This is a genomic window from Microcoleus sp. MON1_C5 (assembly GCF_036701875.1).
GTDB lineage: Bacteria > Cyanobacteriota > Cyanobacteriia > Cyanobacteriales > Microcoleaceae > Microcoleus.
Window position 1 is genome coordinate 1 of sequence record NZ_JAUBRN010000092.1, and the last position, 15,710, is coordinate 15,710.

The 15,710-nt window shown below is 44.9% G+C and carries 15 protein-coding genes and 1 pseudogene; 5 read left to right on the top strand and 11 right to left on the bottom strand.

Features of this window, described 5'->3' with window-relative positions:
* Nucleotides 1-168: 168 nt before the first annotated feature.
* The 3 genes from QUA71_RS27200 to ilvA all read right to left on the bottom strand — a co-directional run bounded on the left by QUA71_RS27200 (nt 169) and on the right by ilvA (nt 2,785).
* Nucleotides 169-609 carry a hypothetical protein gene (locus QUA71_RS27200; protein WP_333289900.1) on the bottom strand — a complete coding sequence of 147 codons (441 nt, stop codon included), beginning with the start codon at nt 607-609 and terminating at the stop codon, nt 169-171.
* The gene (locus QUA71_RS27205) at nt 606-1,103 is read right to left on the bottom strand and encodes a DUF29 domain-containing protein (protein ID WP_333289902.1); all 498 of its coding nucleotides are present in this window, start codon (nt 1,101-1,103) and stop codon (nt 606-608) included. The genes QUA71_RS27200 and QUA71_RS27205 overlap by 4 nt, the downstream gene beginning before the upstream one ends.
* 170 nt (nt 1,104-1,273) lie before the next feature.
* Nucleotides 1,274-2,785, bottom strand: a complete 1,512-nt coding sequence (gene ilvA / locus QUA71_RS27210) for a threonine ammonia-lyase, biosynthetic (RefSeq protein WP_333289904.1) — start codon at nt 2,783-2,785, stop codon at nt 1,274-1,276.
* Between the two features lie 255 nt (nt 2,786-3,040).
* On the opposite strand from ilvA, the gene QUA71_RS27215 reads away from it, so the two are divergent.
* Nucleotides 3,041-3,595 (top strand): GNAT family N-acetyltransferase, encoded by a 555-nt coding sequence (locus QUA71_RS27215; protein ID WP_333289906.1) that lies wholly within the window; start codon nt 3,041-3,043, stop codon nt 3,593-3,595.
* 91 nt (nt 3,596-3,686) lie between these two features.
* Here QUA71_RS27215 and QUA71_RS27220 read toward each other — a convergent pair whose 3' ends face one another.
* The 5 genes from QUA71_RS27220 to QUA71_RS27240 all read right to left on the bottom strand — a co-directional run bounded on the left by QUA71_RS27220 (nt 3,687) and on the right by QUA71_RS27240 (nt 8,136).
* Nucleotides 3,687-4,256 carry a hypothetical protein gene (locus QUA71_RS27220; protein ID WP_190743067.1) on the bottom strand — a complete coding sequence of 190 codons (570 nt, stop codon included), beginning with the start codon at nt 4,254-4,256 and terminating at the stop codon, nt 3,687-3,689.
* 188 nt (nt 4,257-4,444) lie between these two features.
* On the bottom strand, nt 4,445-5,302 hold the full coding sequence (locus tag QUA71_RS27225; RefSeq protein ID WP_333289909.1) for a bifunctional class I SAM-dependent methyltransferase/HIT family protein: 858 nt from the start codon (nt 5,300-5,302) through the stop codon (nt 4,445-4,447).
* 109 nt (nt 5,303-5,411) lie between these two features.
* Nucleotides 5,412-7,109 carry an Hsp70 family protein gene (locus QUA71_RS27230; protein ID WP_333289911.1) on the bottom strand — a complete coding sequence of 566 codons (1,698 nt, stop codon included), beginning with the start codon at nt 7,107-7,109 and terminating at the stop codon, nt 5,412-5,414.
* 20 nt (nt 7,110-7,129) lie between these two features.
* The gene (locus tag QUA71_RS27235; protein ID WP_333289912.1) at nt 7,130-7,912 is read right to left on the bottom strand and encodes an XRE family transcriptional regulator; all 783 of its coding nucleotides are present in this window, start codon (nt 7,910-7,912) and stop codon (nt 7,130-7,132) included.
* Nucleotides 7,913-7,923: 11 nt separating this feature from the next.
* Nucleotides 7,924-8,136: a DUF2997 domain-containing protein gene (locus QUA71_RS27240; protein ID WP_333062395.1), complete on the bottom strand. Its 213-nt coding sequence runs from the start codon at nt 8,134-8,136 to the stop codon at nt 7,924-7,926.
* Nucleotides 8,137-8,218: 82 nt separating this feature from the next.
* Between QUA71_RS27240 and QUA71_RS27245 the strand changes: the two genes are divergently transcribed.
* A complete protein-coding gene (locus QUA71_RS27245; protein WP_333289914.1) occupies nt 8,219-9,244 on the top strand; it encodes a low specificity L-threonine aldolase in 1,026 nt (341 codons plus the stop codon).
* An 84-nt stretch (nt 9,245-9,328) separates the two neighbouring features.
* Here the strand turns inward: QUA71_RS27245 and QUA71_RS27250 are convergent, their stop codons facing one another.
* Together QUA71_RS27250 and QUA71_RS27255 are read right to left on the bottom strand one after the other, a co-directional pair.
* Nucleotides 9,329-9,727, bottom strand: coding sequence for a DUF4112 domain-containing protein (locus tag QUA71_RS27250; protein ID WP_006633568.1), 399 nt, complete (start codon nt 9,725-9,727; stop codon nt 9,329-9,331).
* A gap of 71 nt (nt 9,728-9,798) precedes the next feature.
* On the bottom strand, nt 9,799-10,137 hold the full coding sequence (locus QUA71_RS27255; RefSeq protein ID WP_333078784.1) for a helix-turn-helix domain-containing protein: 339 nt from the start codon (nt 10,135-10,137) through the stop codon (nt 9,799-9,801).
* A 116-nt stretch (nt 10,138-10,253) separates the two neighbouring features.
* Between QUA71_RS27255 and QUA71_RS27260 the strand changes: the two genes are divergently transcribed.
* Together QUA71_RS27260 and QUA71_RS27265 are read left to right on the top strand one after the other, a co-directional pair.
* Nucleotides 10,254-10,952 (top strand): pirin family protein, encoded by a 699-nt coding sequence (locus QUA71_RS27260; protein ID WP_333289916.1) that lies wholly within the window; start codon nt 10,254-10,256, stop codon nt 10,950-10,952.
* Nucleotides 10,953-11,352: 400 nt separating this feature from the next.
* Nucleotides 11,353-12,367 (top strand): annotated as a pseudogene (locus QUA71_RS27265) (IS701 family transposase).
* A gap of 72 nt (nt 12,368-12,439) precedes the next feature.
* Here QUA71_RS27265 and QUA71_RS27270 read toward each other — a convergent pair.
* Nucleotides 12,440-13,843 carry a GAF domain-containing protein gene (locus QUA71_RS27270; protein WP_333289918.1) on the bottom strand — a complete coding sequence of 468 codons (1,404 nt, stop codon included), beginning with the start codon at nt 13,841-13,843 and terminating at the stop codon, nt 12,440-12,442.
* A 200-nt stretch (nt 13,844-14,043) separates the two neighbouring features.
* On the opposite strand from QUA71_RS27270, the gene QUA71_RS27275 reads away from it, so the two are divergent.
* The coding region (locus tag QUA71_RS27275; protein ID WP_333289920.1) for a C1 family peptidase at nt 14,044-15,710 on the top strand (1,667 nt) is incomplete at its 3' end.

Genomic DNA, 15,710 nt, shown 5'->3' on the forward strand with positions numbered 1-15,710 from the left:
AGACATAGCAGCTCCCGGGCATGAGTACGATACTTTACTACTATATCCACTACTCAAATAGAATGAAATAGCCCTGTATTTCTGCCATTGTCAGCACAGCACGACTAGCTCCCGTTCGCGATCCGCATCCGGCAATTAACACACTGGAGTCTGCAAATATCCTACGCATCAAGACTGTTTTTCCTGCCAAATCGCCTCTCTCTCCGCTTCTAAACCCGACAATAAATCAGTCAAACTCACATTTTCATTTTCCATAATCGTTGCAATCCGATCGATTAGTTGGGGAGCTTGAGGTTGTTTGGGAGCAAGCACAATCAGATTACCTATTTGGAGTAGCACCAGCATATCTCCCTGATTAACATTGAGAGAATTTTGTAATAACTGGGGAATGGTAATTTCCCCTCCCTGTCCTAGAATAATCGGGAATTGTTTAATTTCTACATCCGTTTCTTGTGAAGTTATTGTCACGACGTTAACCTCAGCCTTTAGTGTTAAGTTTCTAATATTCATTATTATAGCAAGGTTTGGGCATTGTACGTTTTGCCCGATCGCCCTAACCAGAAAACCCAAGTGCGATCGCCCTAATTCAAAAACTAATATCGCTCTCATTCCATCACATCATCTGTTGCAGGTTCACCTGGATAAAAAGCATCGCTAAAAATTTCTTCTAACGTATACTGACAATTCTCTGGAAAACTTTTTCGCGGCAGATTTGTTTCTCCAGAAGCTAATGCCATTCCTTTGATGTAAGCTGTCTGGAGAGCTTCTTGTAGGTAAGGTTTGAGACTTGGATTCTCTTGGAGTAACTCTAATATATCGATACGCTGGATGCAAATTGTATTCACCCAACTGCGACTTCTTTTTGATACTTGATATTCCCATTTAAGCAAATGTCCAATCAAAATACTCAAGCGGTTTCTTAATTCGGCGCGTTGTTGTTTTCCCAATGACTCAATCTCCTCGATTAAATTAGGTAGGTCAATTTGACTCCATTCTCGATGTTTGAGGAGTTTTGCTTGTTCCTGAGTCCAAGCATAAAAATCAGTTTCATAAAGACTTTGTATTAAAGTTCCCGGTATTTGTCCACTTTGTGGTGTTTGCATAAAAATATCAAAATTTAGTGTTCTTTCCTTAATTATACTTAACAGCTTCATTATCCGGCTTATTTCTTAGTCTCGCGTTGCGAGTAATTCGTTTTTGTGGGACAATCCCCCCGTGGTTGCCCCAGTTTCAACCCCCTCCTTCATCAAGAGGGTAACTTTCCCAACAACCCCTACCTCAAAAACAACTTATACGCCGGATTCTGACTCTCATCTCCATACTGATAGCCCAGCGTATCCAAAAAAGCCTGCCACTCTTTCATCTCATCGGGCGGTACTTGAATTCCCACCACAATTCGCCCGTAATCAGCCCCGTTATTCCGATAGTGAAAAACGCTGATATTCCAGTTAGGACTCATCGAACTCACAAACTTCATCAACGCACCCGGACGTTCGGGAAATTCAAAGCGATAAAACAATTCGTGATGTGCCAGCATCGAACGCCCGCCCACCATATGCCGCACGTGCAATTTCGTTAATTCATCATCAGTTAAATCCAAAGTGTTGAAGCCACAATCTTCAAAACTTGCGGCTATCTTCACCGCATCGGCACGGTTTTGAATTTGTACACCGATAAAAATATGTGCCTCTTTCTCATCCGCAATTCGATAGCTAAATTCTGTTAAATTGCGTTTGCCCAGACATTCGCAAAACCTGCGGAGACTTCCCGGTTGTTCGGGAATTGTGACTGCAAAAATGGCTTCGCGGCGTTCGCCAAACTCGGCTCTTTCTGCTACAAAACGCAGCCGATCGAAATTCATGTTCGCGCCGCAAGCAACAGCAATTAATGTTTCTCCTGCGATTTGTTCGCGTTCCACGTAAGCTTTCGCACCTGCGATCGCCAAAGCGCCAGCAGGTTCTAAGATAGATCGCGTATCTTCAAAAACATCCTTAATCGCCGCGCAAACATCATCCGTATCCACCAAAATAATCTCATCCACATACTCCTGACACAACCGAAAAGTTTCCTCCCCCACTTCGCGCACAGCAACGCCGTCAGCAAATAAACCCACCTGCGACAAACGCACCCGTTTACCCGCTTTCAGCGATTGATTCATTGCATCGGAATCCACCGGTTCGACGCCGATAATCTTAATTTCCGGCCGCAACCGCTTGACATAGGCCCCAATTCCCGAAATCAATCCACCGCCACCAATGGCCACAAAAATCGCGTGAATTGGTTTTTGATGTTGCCGCAGAATTTCCATGCCGATCGTACCCTGTCCAGCAATCACGTAGGGGTCATCAAAAGGGTGAATAAAAGTCATACCTTTTTCCGCCTCTAATTGACGCGCAAAAGCATAAGCATCATCGTAAGCATCCCCATGCAAGACTACCTCTCCACCACGGGCTATCACTGCATTTACCTTTACCTGTGGCGTCGTTACGGGCATGACGATAATCGCGCGAGTGCCCAGGTGGCGGGCAGCGAGGGCAACTCCTTGGGCGTGGTTGCCGGCGGAAGCTGCAATCACACCTTGTGCTAGCAAATCCGGCGACAGTTGCGCCATTTTGTTGTACGCACCCCGCAGCTTGAAGGAAAACACCGACTGCATATCCTCTCGCTTCAGCAAAAGTTTATTGTTGAGCCGTGCTGATAGATTGGGGGCGACTTCTAGGGCTGTTTCTTGAGCAACATCGTAGACGCGGGCGGTGAGGATTTGTACCAGGTAATCGCAAAGCATGGGGTTAACAGGTTGGTTGATGCCGGATGGTGGGATAATTGTACGGCACTTGTGTTAGTATTTTGCGGGGAATTGGCGATCCTCTTCGAGGGCTTCGCTAACGGGCGATCGCAAGTTTTCAATAATAACTTTTCTCTTTGGGAACATAAGAAGGGTGAAGACTATGAATAATATTTCGTTTTTGCCGTTTCCCCGGTTATAAAATCCGGTTGATGAGCGTATTAGTCCGTAATCCTTGATTTAGTATGTAAATTCATGAACGTACAAATTACAGATTTGCGTGCTGGCGACGAGCCAAAAATTCAACAGGTAGCTAGATTAATACTTGAAGGTTTTAAAGAGCATTGGCCCGATGCTTGGCCAGATCTAAAATCTGCTTTGCAAGAAGTGCAAGAATCTTTGGGAGGCGATCGCATCAGTCGAATTGCTGTCGGCGACAGCAATCAAGTTTTGGGATGGATTGGTGGGATTAAACAGTATGACGGTAATGTTTGGGAACTGCACCCGCTGGTAGTGAGAACAGAATTTCGCGGACAAGGAATTGGTCGATCGCTCGTAGCTGATTTAGCAGCAGAAGCTAAAAACCGGGGAGGGATCGTGCTGTGGGTGGGTACCGACGACGAAGACAATCAAACCACTCTTTCAGGCATCAATCTTTATCCTAACGTTTGGGAACACGTCGCCAAAATTAGAAATTTGCGCGGCCATCCCTACGAATTTTATCAAAAAATGGGTTTTGCGATCGTGGGAGTGATGCCCGACGCCAACGGAATTGGCAAGCCAGATATTTTCATGGCAAAGCGCTTGTAAAGTTTAATGTAGGTTCTAAATTTACTGGCCGGTGGCTTGCCAATTCAACACTTAGCAAAATTAGTTGTTGAAAGTTTCCCAAAAAATCGGTCTAGTCTGGACGTGCGAAACCCGTTCGAGGGTCGCTAATAAACAAACCCAGAACTAACGAATCCATCACCGTATCCCAGACAGGAGTCAAACGCTCTGCATCGTCAACCCAGTAATCAAAAGTAATCAAACACTGAACATTAGAACCCAATCCAATACAGATTCGCGAATAAGCTTCCCGCTGCTCTGGAGGGTCGATAAACTTAAATTCAGTCCAAACAATGCGGGCCGTTTGCCGCTTCAATTGGATAATTTCCCCAAAAGCGATCGGATTCCGCGTATCATCTTCAACCACCTTCTGTAATAGCGGCACCAGCGGAAAATCTGCCCAGTTACCAGGTGGTAGCAAATTAAACGAAACCTCCAAACGACAATCATCATCCGGCGGCTTTTTATCCGTAAATCTGAACGAGTTAGTATCCGGTTCAAAATGCCAATCTTCCGGGACATCAAAGCGGACTGCACCTCTTCCTGCTACAAAAATTCGAGTTCCAGGCTTTGACTTCCAATTGTGGTCTTCTTTAAGCTCTAAGGTTTCCTTGAGCCATTCTTGCTTTTTGCGCTTAGACATAAACAGAACACCAAATTGCTGCTACTGTGTAGTTTTAGACCTTGCAAACACATTTTAACTCTATTTTGGTCGCCGTTTGCTCACATATAACAATCCTTACAAAAATTATGAATTCCTCTCTTCTCTATTCCTCTGTGTTCTCTGCGCCTCTGCGGTAAAAAATAATTCCTTTCCCAATTGGCTAACTTTTATTTTTCACTCTTGGGAATCACATACCTAATTCCGCCTTTATTCCCAGCCGCATCGCCCTTATAACGCGGGATAACATGAATAGCCGCGTGAGTGCGACTTTGACCAGCCTGTTTATTAATATTTATTCCCACATTAAACCCGTCCGGCTGAAATTCTTTACTTAACATCTCTTGTACCTTATTAGCCATAAACCAGCAAGCCGATTGCTCTCGAAACGGAAGTTCAAAATAATTGGCAACGTGACGCTTGGGGATGATTAAAACATGACCTTTGCTGGCGGGATAACCGTCAAACATCGCATAAGCTGTTGCTGATTCAGTTAGCAAAATTAGGTTTTTGTAAGGATTGCAGAATATGCAGTTATTAGTAGAATTTATTTGATGGTTGTAATGCACGTATTTGTAAATTTCGCAATACTCATCTAGGTGAACTGGCTTAAATGGAAGTTTGACAATGCACTGATATGTAGGTTTTTTGTGGACATAATGTTCTCGGAAGCCTTCTTTTTTAATATCCCTTCTCACCGCAAAATACGCATTCCCTCCCGGTTTCAACAGGTGCGACACTTCCATCAGGACATTAGCTTGTTCTTCAGGAAACAAAACATTCAAAACATAAAAGCAAATGATTGTGTCGAATTTATCTTCGGGGAATTCCGGGAAATAATAAGGGTCATAACCCGTAATATCGAAGCCTTTTTGCTGCAACAATTTCACATCGCTGCCCAAGCCGCACCCAAAATCTAAGACTTTGCCTTGCAGCAAGTTTTTATCCAATAAAAATCTTGCCGGGAATGACAGGGAAATTCTTTCGAGGGCCGTCAGGTGGCTGAATTTATTTTGTTGCTTTTTCATGGCGGCATAAATTTGATTTTAATCGATATTTTTCAGTCCGCGCACCATCCGGACGATAGTTTTTGTAGTAGCGATTTCAAGATCCGAATGTTATCTAAAAATTTTACCATTATTGCAGTTTGGCGATCGCCCCTTTTTCCACCAACACCTTACCAGTCACCAAATCCCGCACCGTCGCCAACAAAACCCGCCTCTCATCCACCTCAAAACTCACCGAAACCCTGTCAATTCCCAATACCCCAGGCGGGTTCAAATGCGCCACACAAACTTGCTGGTGGTGGCTTTCCAGAGACCGAAAATCCGTTTTTTTGTTGAGCAAGCTGCTCGTCATTTGCCCTTTTTCGTTAAAAATAACCTCCGCTTGCGATACCTCCGCAACTTCCCCAATATCTAACCGAATTTCCCTTTGCCCTTCAATTGCCACTTGCAGCGTCAACTCTTCGGAACTTTGACAGGGATACTTCATTTCCTTGCTAAATATCGGCGAATAAGCATAAGCTTTAGCATAAGGTTCCCAGAGGCGAATTGCATAGCTGTGGCGCAAATAATCGTCAACACTCGCTAATTGTGTCAACGCTAAAGCACCGTGTGCCACTGCTTCAAAAGGCTTGTCTCTTTGGACTTTTTGCCGCCCAAAATACGAAACCACTAAATTAGATACAGCCGGAATTAAAGAAGTTCCTCCTACCAGCAAAACCTGTTCGATATCTCCTTTGCCGATACCTTTTCCCTGTGCAATACTCAGCACTTCATCTAAACTTTCCCGCAACTGTTCTAACAACTGCCTAGCTTCCAGAATTTCCTCAAGCTTGTCTCGGTTTAGCTGCAAGTCGTAAGACATAAAATTTTCATCGTCAAACCAGCTTTCCTTCGCCTCATTAACTTGAGAAACTTGAATTTTTAATTTTTCCGCTATTTCTAATAAGTTTTGCCAGCCAACTGGGCCGACTTCTGCCCGCGACGAACCAATTTGCCGCAAATAATCTTCGACAATCCAGATGTCAATATCTTCGCCCCCGACATAAGCATCGGATTTTGCCAACACTTCGGCACGCACCCCCCCCAGCCCCCCCTTGGTAAGGGGGGGAGCGAGATTTCTCTCCCCCTGGCTAAGGGGGGGAGCGAGATTTATCCCCCCCTGGCTAAGGGGGGGAGCGAGATTTATCCCCCCCTTGGTAAGGGGGGATAAGGGGGGGGTTAGAGCAGTACGGACTAAACTTAAATCTAAAGTTCCGCCGCCAAAATCAACTACTAAAACTAGAGAGCCGGGGCGTTTTACTGCATATCCCAGGGCGGCGGCTGTGGATTCATCTATTACTTGAACTTCCGCAACTCCCAAACTTTCTCCTAAGTCGCGAAACCAATCTAGATATCGCTCAAATGCTCCGACTGGTACTGTAAAAATTACTTTGTCGGGCTGTATACTGTGTAAATATAATTGTTTCCAAATAGTCTTAATAAACTTTTCTGCTACTGATTCGGCTGTGTAGGTGTCGCCATCAAGATTGCGGGGCGGCGGCTGATAGTCGGCAGCTAAATTGCGTTTAAAAGCTTTGAAAAAGCGGTCTGGCTGGGATTGCCCCAAACGCTGCGATCGCACTTTTTCTCCCAGCACCAACTCTCCGGCATTTTTCACAAAGACTAAAGTCGGCACTACAGATATTTCTCGAATATCTCCGCTCAAATTCTTCGTTTTAAAAATGCGGGACATCTCGCCCAACCGCAAAGTTTCTGGTGTTTTCGTATCCGGGTTAAGAATGCACACAACCGTATTGCTGGTGCCGAAGTCAATGGCAACTGTAGTCATGTTGATTTATAATTTAAAATTTAATTTTTCATGCCCGCTGGAAGGGTGCGACTAACTTTAGCAGGAGTAAGAATTCGCTCTCCCTCTCGATAGCCGACAAACCGAATATAAACTAATTCTCCTTCGGTTATATCCTCAACATCCGGCTGGTGCAACTGCGGATTGTAAGCAGTTTGTTCCCACGCAGAACCAATCGTTTCAAAATCCCAACTTGACAAGAGATTTTCTAAGGGAGTAAACAAAGCTGAGAGATTTTTGGCGGGCATATCCGGCTTGGCTTCTGCCATTTTGCGGGCGGCGGGATAGTTGGTTAACAAAGTTTGCAACTGTTCAAAGGTAGCGCGGCGAAAATCGGCAGTTAGTTGAGCTTTTTGCTGCTGCAATTCCGATCGCAGCCGGAAACACTGCTGCCTCAATTCTTCTATTTCGCTGGGATCAGTTGTGATTGTAGCGGATATTGGCAGTGCGAGCCAAGTGCGATCGAACTCTTGAAAATTCAAATTCAGCACTGTTGCCAGCCGTCTCAGTTGGTCTAGCGTGAGTTTTCCCACGTCTCCCTGCCGCACTAAGCGCACTCCAAAGCGACTTAAACCTGCTTTGTCGCCTAAGTCTTGCCAATCGAGAATGTCTAGCTGATTCATGCGTTCCCGCAGAATTTTATCGTACTTAAACTCGATCGCATCTCCCGCCTCAGATGCAGCATAAAGGTAGACTAAAATTAGAAAAATGCCCCCGACAGCCAGCGCGAAGCTGAAGGCAGGCACTGTTGTTACATCAACTGTTGCACCGATGAACTCAAACATTTTTAACTCTTCTAAACTTGTTTTAAAGTCTGCGTTTGTTCAACGGTCAAATTTTCTTCGCCTTGATAATATTCTGGTAGCAAGTCTTGAGATTCTACTTCTCCGAGGGCTTTTTCAATCCCGGCGGTGGTTTCGGTGCAGCTAGAACCGGTGGCGTTGAGGACGGTTTCGGTAATTTTGCCGTCTTTGCCGATTCGGTATTCTATTTGGCGGTATTCTGCCATAATTCTGCCTCTTAGTTTAATGCTTGAGTGTTGACTGCTGAGTGTTGAGTTATATTATAGATTCTATTTACCCATTATTCTAATGAATTTTTGTAGCGACAATGCAACCGGGGTTTCGCCGGAGATTATGGCGGCGATTGCAGCGGCTAATTGCGGTGCTGTGATGTCTTACGGAGATGATGAATATACACAGCGTTTGCAAGTTAAATTTTCGGATTTGTTCGAGACATCGGTGACAGTTTTTCCGGTAGCAACTGGTTCGGCTGCTAATGCTCTTGCCCTTGCAGTTGTTACTCCTCCTTACGGCGCTGTTTACTGTCACGCAGCATCTCATATTAATGTGGATGAATGCGGCGCGCCGGAGTTTTTTACAGGCGGTGCAAAGTTAGTGACAGTAACAGGAAATCATGGTAAAATAGAGCCAGAGACTTTAGGAAAAATACTCGATCGCGCTGGTGCAGGTGTCGTCCATCACGTACAGCCCGCTGCCGTCAGCATCACTCAAGCAACGGAAGCCGGCACAGTCTACAATCCAGCGGAAATTTCCCACATTTCGGAAGTAGTTCGCGCTCACAATTTGCACCTGCACATGGATGGAGCTCGCTTTGCTAATGCTGTTGTCAGTTTGGGCTGTTCTCCGGCGGATGTCACTTGGCGCGCCGGTGTGGATATTCTCTCATTTGGAGCGACAAAAAACGGTGCGATGGGTGCGGAAGCTGTGGTTTTTTTTAATCAAGAATTAGCAAAGACTTTCCCTTTTTACCGCAAGCGCAGCGGGCATCTTTTCTCGAAAATGCGGTTTTTGTCGGCGCAGTTGGAAGCGTATGTAACGGATGATTTGTGGCGGAAGAATGCGACTCATGCAAATAATATGGCAGCCAAATTAGCTGAAGGTTTGGCGGAAGTTGAGGGAGCGAAGTTTTGCCATCGGGTTGAAGCCAACGAGATTTTTATTCAACTTCCCGAATCAATAATTACATCGGTTTTAGCTGAGGGTTTTCTGTTTTATCGGTGGGATGAATGTACTGTTAGACTGGTAACGGCTTTTAATACTCTGGAAGCGGATGTTATTGCTTTGGTGGAAGCTGTTAAACGCTATTCTGTATAGATTGTAGATTGGTAAGGGCGGGTGTATTGAGCATTTTTGTGATAGCAAATATTATGTTAACCCGCCCTGGCTGGCGCTACCCAGCTAGAGTTTAATCGATTGAGAAACAGGTTCTGCAACTGCGGCTAGTTCGGGTTCAACTGCTTCGAGGTGCTCTTCTAAAAGCGCCAGATTTCTCATGTTTGATTTATAAAAAGCATCAAAGATATCTCCGACTAAAGGTACTGAACCAACGACGGCTTCTAGACCGATATTGTAAATCATTTTCCCTAGAGTTTTTTGGGGAAGGTTGAATCGAGTTGCTAAGTAAATTAGGTATGCGGAAAACGCAGTATCTACAATATCCCCAGCACCCGGAACTAAACCGATAATAGGGTCTAAGCCGATGCGAAATTTGGTGCCGGGGATGCCAATGGCGGTATCCATCAGGCGGCTGAGTTTGCGGATGCGATTGAGGGTGGCGAGACGCTCTATGTTGTTCATATTATTATTGTTGAACTAGGTTGAAAATTTTAAATCTGTCGGAAGGCGGAAAAAAAACATCTAGAAGCCGCTCATTTTCCATCTTCGCTAATATGCTGAATTCCCCATTCGTGCATGGCATTAATAATCGGTTTGAGACTTTCGCCCAAAGGCGTTAGGGAATATTCAACTTTTGGCGGCACTTGCAGGTAAATTTCCCGATGCACGATCGCGTCTGATTCCATTTCCCGCAGTTGCTGCGTCAGCATCTTCTGAGTAATGCCGTTGACGGCTCGTTGCAGCTCGTTAAAGCGCTTCACTCCTTGAAACAACTCCCGCAGAATCAAGACTTTCCAGCGCCCGCCAATCACATCTAGAGTGCGTTCTACAGGGCAATTTGCTCGATCGACCTTTACTTCTTGGACTTGCATAGTATCTTTTTGGTAAGTACCGCACTTTTAAGTGCGTACTATTCATAATAGCTTGACTCGGTTTAAAATAAAAACATCAAAGAAACACCGGATAAATTTCACTGAGGATTCAGAAAATGATTACCGTCAGAAAAAGTGAAGCAAGAGGACACGCAAATCACGGTTGGCTGGACAGTTACCACACATTTTCTTTTGCCGGCTATTACGATCCAAATTATATGAATTTTCGATCTTTGCGGGTAATTAATGAGGATGTCGTTAGCCCCAGCAAAGGTTTCGGCACTCACGGACACAGTGACATGGAAATCATTACTTATGTATTAGAAGGAGCATTAGAACACAAGGACAGTTTGGGTACCGGTGCAGTGATTAAACCCGGTGAAGTACAGCGAATGAGTGCAGGTACGGGGATCAAGCACAGCGAGTTCAATAACTCGCAAACAGACCCGGTTCATTTGCTGCAAATCTGGCTGTTACCCGATACACAGGGTTTGCCTCCGAGTTACGAACAGCGGGAGTTTCCCCTAGCAGAAAGGCACGGAAAACTGCGTTTAGTGGCGGCAAGAGATGCGAGAGATGGTGCTGTTAAAGTGCATCAAGATGTGGATTTGTATGCGGCTGTTTTGGATAAAGACTCGCGGGTTTCTCATGCTTTGCAGCCGCATCGCCATGCTTGGGTGCAAGTGGCTCGCGGCTCGGTTTTGCTCAACGGTTTGAGTTTGAAGAATGGCGACGCTGCGGCGGTTAGCGGCGAGTCTGAATTGGCGATTGAAGCTACGGCAGATGCTGAGTTTTTGCTGTTTGATTTGGCATAGAATTGAATGCGAAATCCCCGATTTATTGGAAAAGTCGGGGATTGGAAATTACTCGGCGGTTGAAACCGCTACTACAAAAACTAAGTCCGCCTTCGCGGACTAATAAATTAATCAGCCCTCCAAGATTTTGTGCCAAAGATACCTGCTACAAGTTCGGGAATGCCAAAATCAACATCTAAGCTTTCCCAGTCAGGACTTACGCACGAACGCTATATATAGCGTACCCTCTTCCCAGACTAACTAGAGCGATTCCTGACGCTACCCCTCGCTAGAAAATCGCCTGAACTATTGCTAGATTTTATATTTTTTCTTTTTTTTATAAGATTTTTTTCTGGATGGAGGGGACTTAAGAGAAAAGCTTGGCTGTAAAATAGTAAACGAGCCGAAAACTCGATTGCGTATGAAATTTACTACCCTTGACTATTGTCAATATTTACTCAGTAGTCAAATTAATTATACCGTGACCAATCTGGCTGACCATCTCAAGCGGTGCAGCCACGATACTATTAATTTATTCTTAAAAACTCAAAAAATTACTTCCCGGATGCTTTGGGAGCAAGTTAAGCTGGTTATCCAAACTGATGAAGGAGGTTATCTTCTATTTGACGACACAGTTATTGATAAAAGATTCGCCCCCAAAATAGAGCTGACTCGCAGACAATATAGTGGGAATGAAAAACGGGTGATTCGAGGGATTGGTCTAGTTACTTGCATCTATGTCAATCCAAAAAAAGGGCTTTTTTGGATAGTGGATTACCGCATTTATGACCCTGATGGAGACGGAAAGACCAAACTAGACCATGTAGAAGATATGCTCAAAGGTATAGTTTATCACAAGCAATTGCCTTTTTGGGGCGTTTTGATGGATAGTTGGTATGCGACCAAAGATTTAATGCTGTTAATTGATAGCTTGGGTAAGTTTTACTACTGTCCGCTGAAAAAAAATCGATTAGTTGATGATACAGGAGGGGTAGAAAAGTACAAACGAATTGAAAAATTGAGCTGGAGTGATGAGGATGCAGGAGTCAGGAAAAATCGTAAAAGTCAAAGGGTTTCCTAATCTAAAAAAAGTGAAATTATTCCGGGTAGTTGCCTCGAACGGCGACACGGAATATGTCGCTACCAACGATATTTCTCAGTCTTCTACGGATGACGTTAAAGATGTGTGCGCCAATCGATGGAAAATTGAGGAGTTTCACAGAGAACTGAAACAACTGACTGGAGTTTCCAAGTGCCAGTGCAGAAAAGCCCGGATTCAAAGAAATCATATTGGGTGCGCTATTCTAGTCTGGCTTAGGCTCAAAGACCTCGCCAATCAGATGAATTTGACTATCTATCAACTTAAACAAGGACTGTTATCAGACTATTTAAGTCGGGAACTACAAACCCCCACTCTTAAGATGACCTTGGTCTAGTTTTGGCTTTTATATTTCAATTTCCTGGGGTTGATGAGCCTGGGTTTTAAAGTTGTATCCAGTCCGAAAGGCTTAGCCTTCTCTATTAAGCCAAATGCTATATATAGCGTTCATGCGTAAGTCCTGAATCATTAAAATGCCACTTGCAGTGTTCTTGAACTCTCTTGCGGGTGGGTAGGATCGAGCGAGGCAGTCTGTCTGATAGATGTCCGGTTGATTTAGCTGTGGCAGCCAGGTTAAAAGAGCCTGGACATCCTTTAGTGAAGGCGTTTGCCCGATTAATACAATTGGCTGATCCAGAACAATTGCCACTCCCTCTGCATGAACGATATCTAGCAATTGAGTCGCATTTCGGGTCAAAACCTGCTGAATAAAATTAGGATCGTGCAGGAATGCCTGGTGAAGGTTGTCCTGAATTGCTTTGACTTGGGCGCGATAATGGCTCAATTCTCGTTCTTGCTGATGTACCAGTTCGATCGAGGCAAACTGTCCTAAGAATTCGCAGGTTTTGCGCGTTTCATAACTTACCAGTTTAGGGCTGTAATGGTGACAGGCAATTAGGCCCCACAGGCGTTTATCGTCAATCAATGAGATGGTGAGTGACCCGGCAACCCCCATATTTTGTAAGTATTCGACGTGATAGGGAGAAACTCCTCGTAATACAGAGTCACTCAGATCGAGTGCTGGCTCGTTTGAGGCATTGTTGATCGAAATGAGACGGACTGGAGTGTAATTAATATTGGGAATTTGGCGCACCCAGTTGCGAAGAAACAAGTTGCGGGCAGGGACAGGAATATCGGTCGCTGGATAATGCAGTCCCAAATAGCTTTCCAGATGGCTCTCTTTCTCTTCTGCGATCACCACTCCATGATCGTCGGCTTCAAAACGGTAAACCATGACGCGATCGAATCCTGCGATCGCCTTCACTTCTCTGGCAAGTGTTTGAGCTAAATCAGAAAGGTCGATCGCACTGCGAAGCGTCAGGATTGCAGCTTGCAGACGAAAGTTAAACTGGATTGAGTGAGTTTTGTCGGTGGGAGGCTGAGGTTCCAGTTCCAGGATCAGCGCCTCCGTTGTTCGATGGAGCGTACTTCTAAAGGTTTGTCCCCTCACCCTCGCCCTCTTCCCCCGGGAGAGAGGTTGGGGGTGAGGGTCTTTTACCCGCCCTTTTAACTCAAACGGGTTGCAACGTTCCATGTTGTCTTGCAGCAGAAAGTCAGCAATTAGTTTTACCTGAGTGCGAGAAAATAATCGATGTAAGGATTGCCCCAACAAAGCTGCTGCGGGAATGCCAAAAAATTGCTCTACATTCTCACTCACCTGCAAAATTTTGAGGTGTGGCTCTTGCAGCGTCAACAGCACTCCATGTGGTTGAATATAGCCTGGAGCGTAGACAGATTCATCACTGCACCTCTCTAGGGTTGTCAGAGATAAAGGAGTGAATGAGGATTGTTCCATAGCAGTTAAGAGATTCATCTTTAAAGTGGTAAGGTTGCTATCCCGGCTATCAACCAATCATGACGATTCGATCGATAGGTAGTACTCTCAAGCTACTGAATATCTCTTTAAATAATTTTTTAAAAATCGAGTTAGCAAATATGCTGACAAACAACTGGCTTAAAAAATGTGATATTGTCGTAGAGTGCGAAATAAAATTTTAGTGAGAACATAACCGTATGACTGATCAGCAAAAGATTACTCAACTTATCGATCGCAAAACAGGCAAAAAGATCAAAATCGGTGGAGCAAGAGCTTCCCAAAAACGCCCAGCTAGTGCTTCTCAATATATACCTAATCGCTTTACAGAGTCTGAACTTCCACCTCGTGTAGATTTGCGTCCGCACATGACACCAGTGGAAAATCAAGCGAATGCCAATAGTTGTGTAGCAAATGCGATCGCAGGTGGCTATGAGTATCTGCTTAATCGTACACTGGGAAAAACCGAGGATATCAGTCGTCTATTCATTTACTACAATGCTAGAAAATATGACGGGATACAAGGCGATCAGGGTAGTACCGCCACAAGTAGCATTCAAGTTTTAGAGAAACTGGGTGCTTGTACCGAAAAAACATGGACTTACAACCTGAATAATGTAGACTCTCAACCATCTGGGCAGGCTTACAAAGAGGCATTACAGTATGTAATAGCTAAAGCTCAATCGCTTCCTGTCGATCTTTTTACAATGAAGCATTGCCTAGCTGAGGGATATCCCTTTACCTTCATTTTAAAGCTATTTAAAACATTTGACCGTGCCAAAGGTGGCGGTAATGTCGCATCACCAGAAGCAGGAGGAGCGGAAGGGCGTGAAACGCATGGAAATCATTCTATGCTTTGCGTAGGCTACTCCGAAAAGTCGCAATCCTTTATTGTTCGTAACTCTTGGGGTTCGGATTGGGGAGACAGTGGATATTGCTATGTTCCCTTTGATTATTTAACTAATTCTGATTATTGCTGGGATTGCTGGGCAATCCGTGAGTTACAGCAACGTGCAGTTGACACAACAGCTCCTAGACAAGGAACCCCTAACCAGGCAACTCCTAGACAAGGAACCCCTAACCAGGCAACTCCTAGACAAGGAACTCCTAACCAGGCAACTCCTAGACAAGGAACCCCTAACCAGGCAACTCCTAGACAAGGAACTCCTAATCAGGCAACTCCTAGACAAGGAACTCCTAATCAGTCAGATCCTAATCGGGACTTAAGCATCTCCGAATTTACACAATCATTATTCCAAACACAATCATTATTCCAAACAGAAACTTTTACTCTGGAGACGGTTGATTTTTGTGAAGGAGTTTGGGTTTCTGATGATGAGTTTCTGATTGACATTTCTGAAGAGGAAGAATTCAGCTATGAAGAAACCTACGAGTATTCGTATGAGTACATTGATTATGAAGAGACGGTTCAAACTGATTTCAGCCTCTTAGAGGAGTCTTTTGAGTCAATCGAATATAGCCTGTTTGAGTCTGTTATAGAGGAAGAGATTGAAAATAGCCTCGACGAGGCTGAAGACGACGACGAGGCTGAAGACGACGAGGCTGAAGACGACGAGGCTGAAGAAGAGGAGGCTGAAGAAGAGGAGGCTGAAGACGACGAGGCTGAAGAAGAGGAGGCTGAAGACGACGAGGCTGAAGAAGAGGAGGCTGAAGAAGAGGAGGCTGAAGACGACGACGAGGCTGAAGACGACGAGGCTGAAGACGACGACGAGGCTGAAGAAGAGGAGGCTGAAGACGACGAGGCTGAAGACGACGAGGCTGAAGAAGAGGAGGCTGAAGAAGAGGAGGCTGAAGAAGAGGAGGCTGAAGAAGAGGAGGCTGAAGAAGAGGAGGCTGAAGAAGAGGA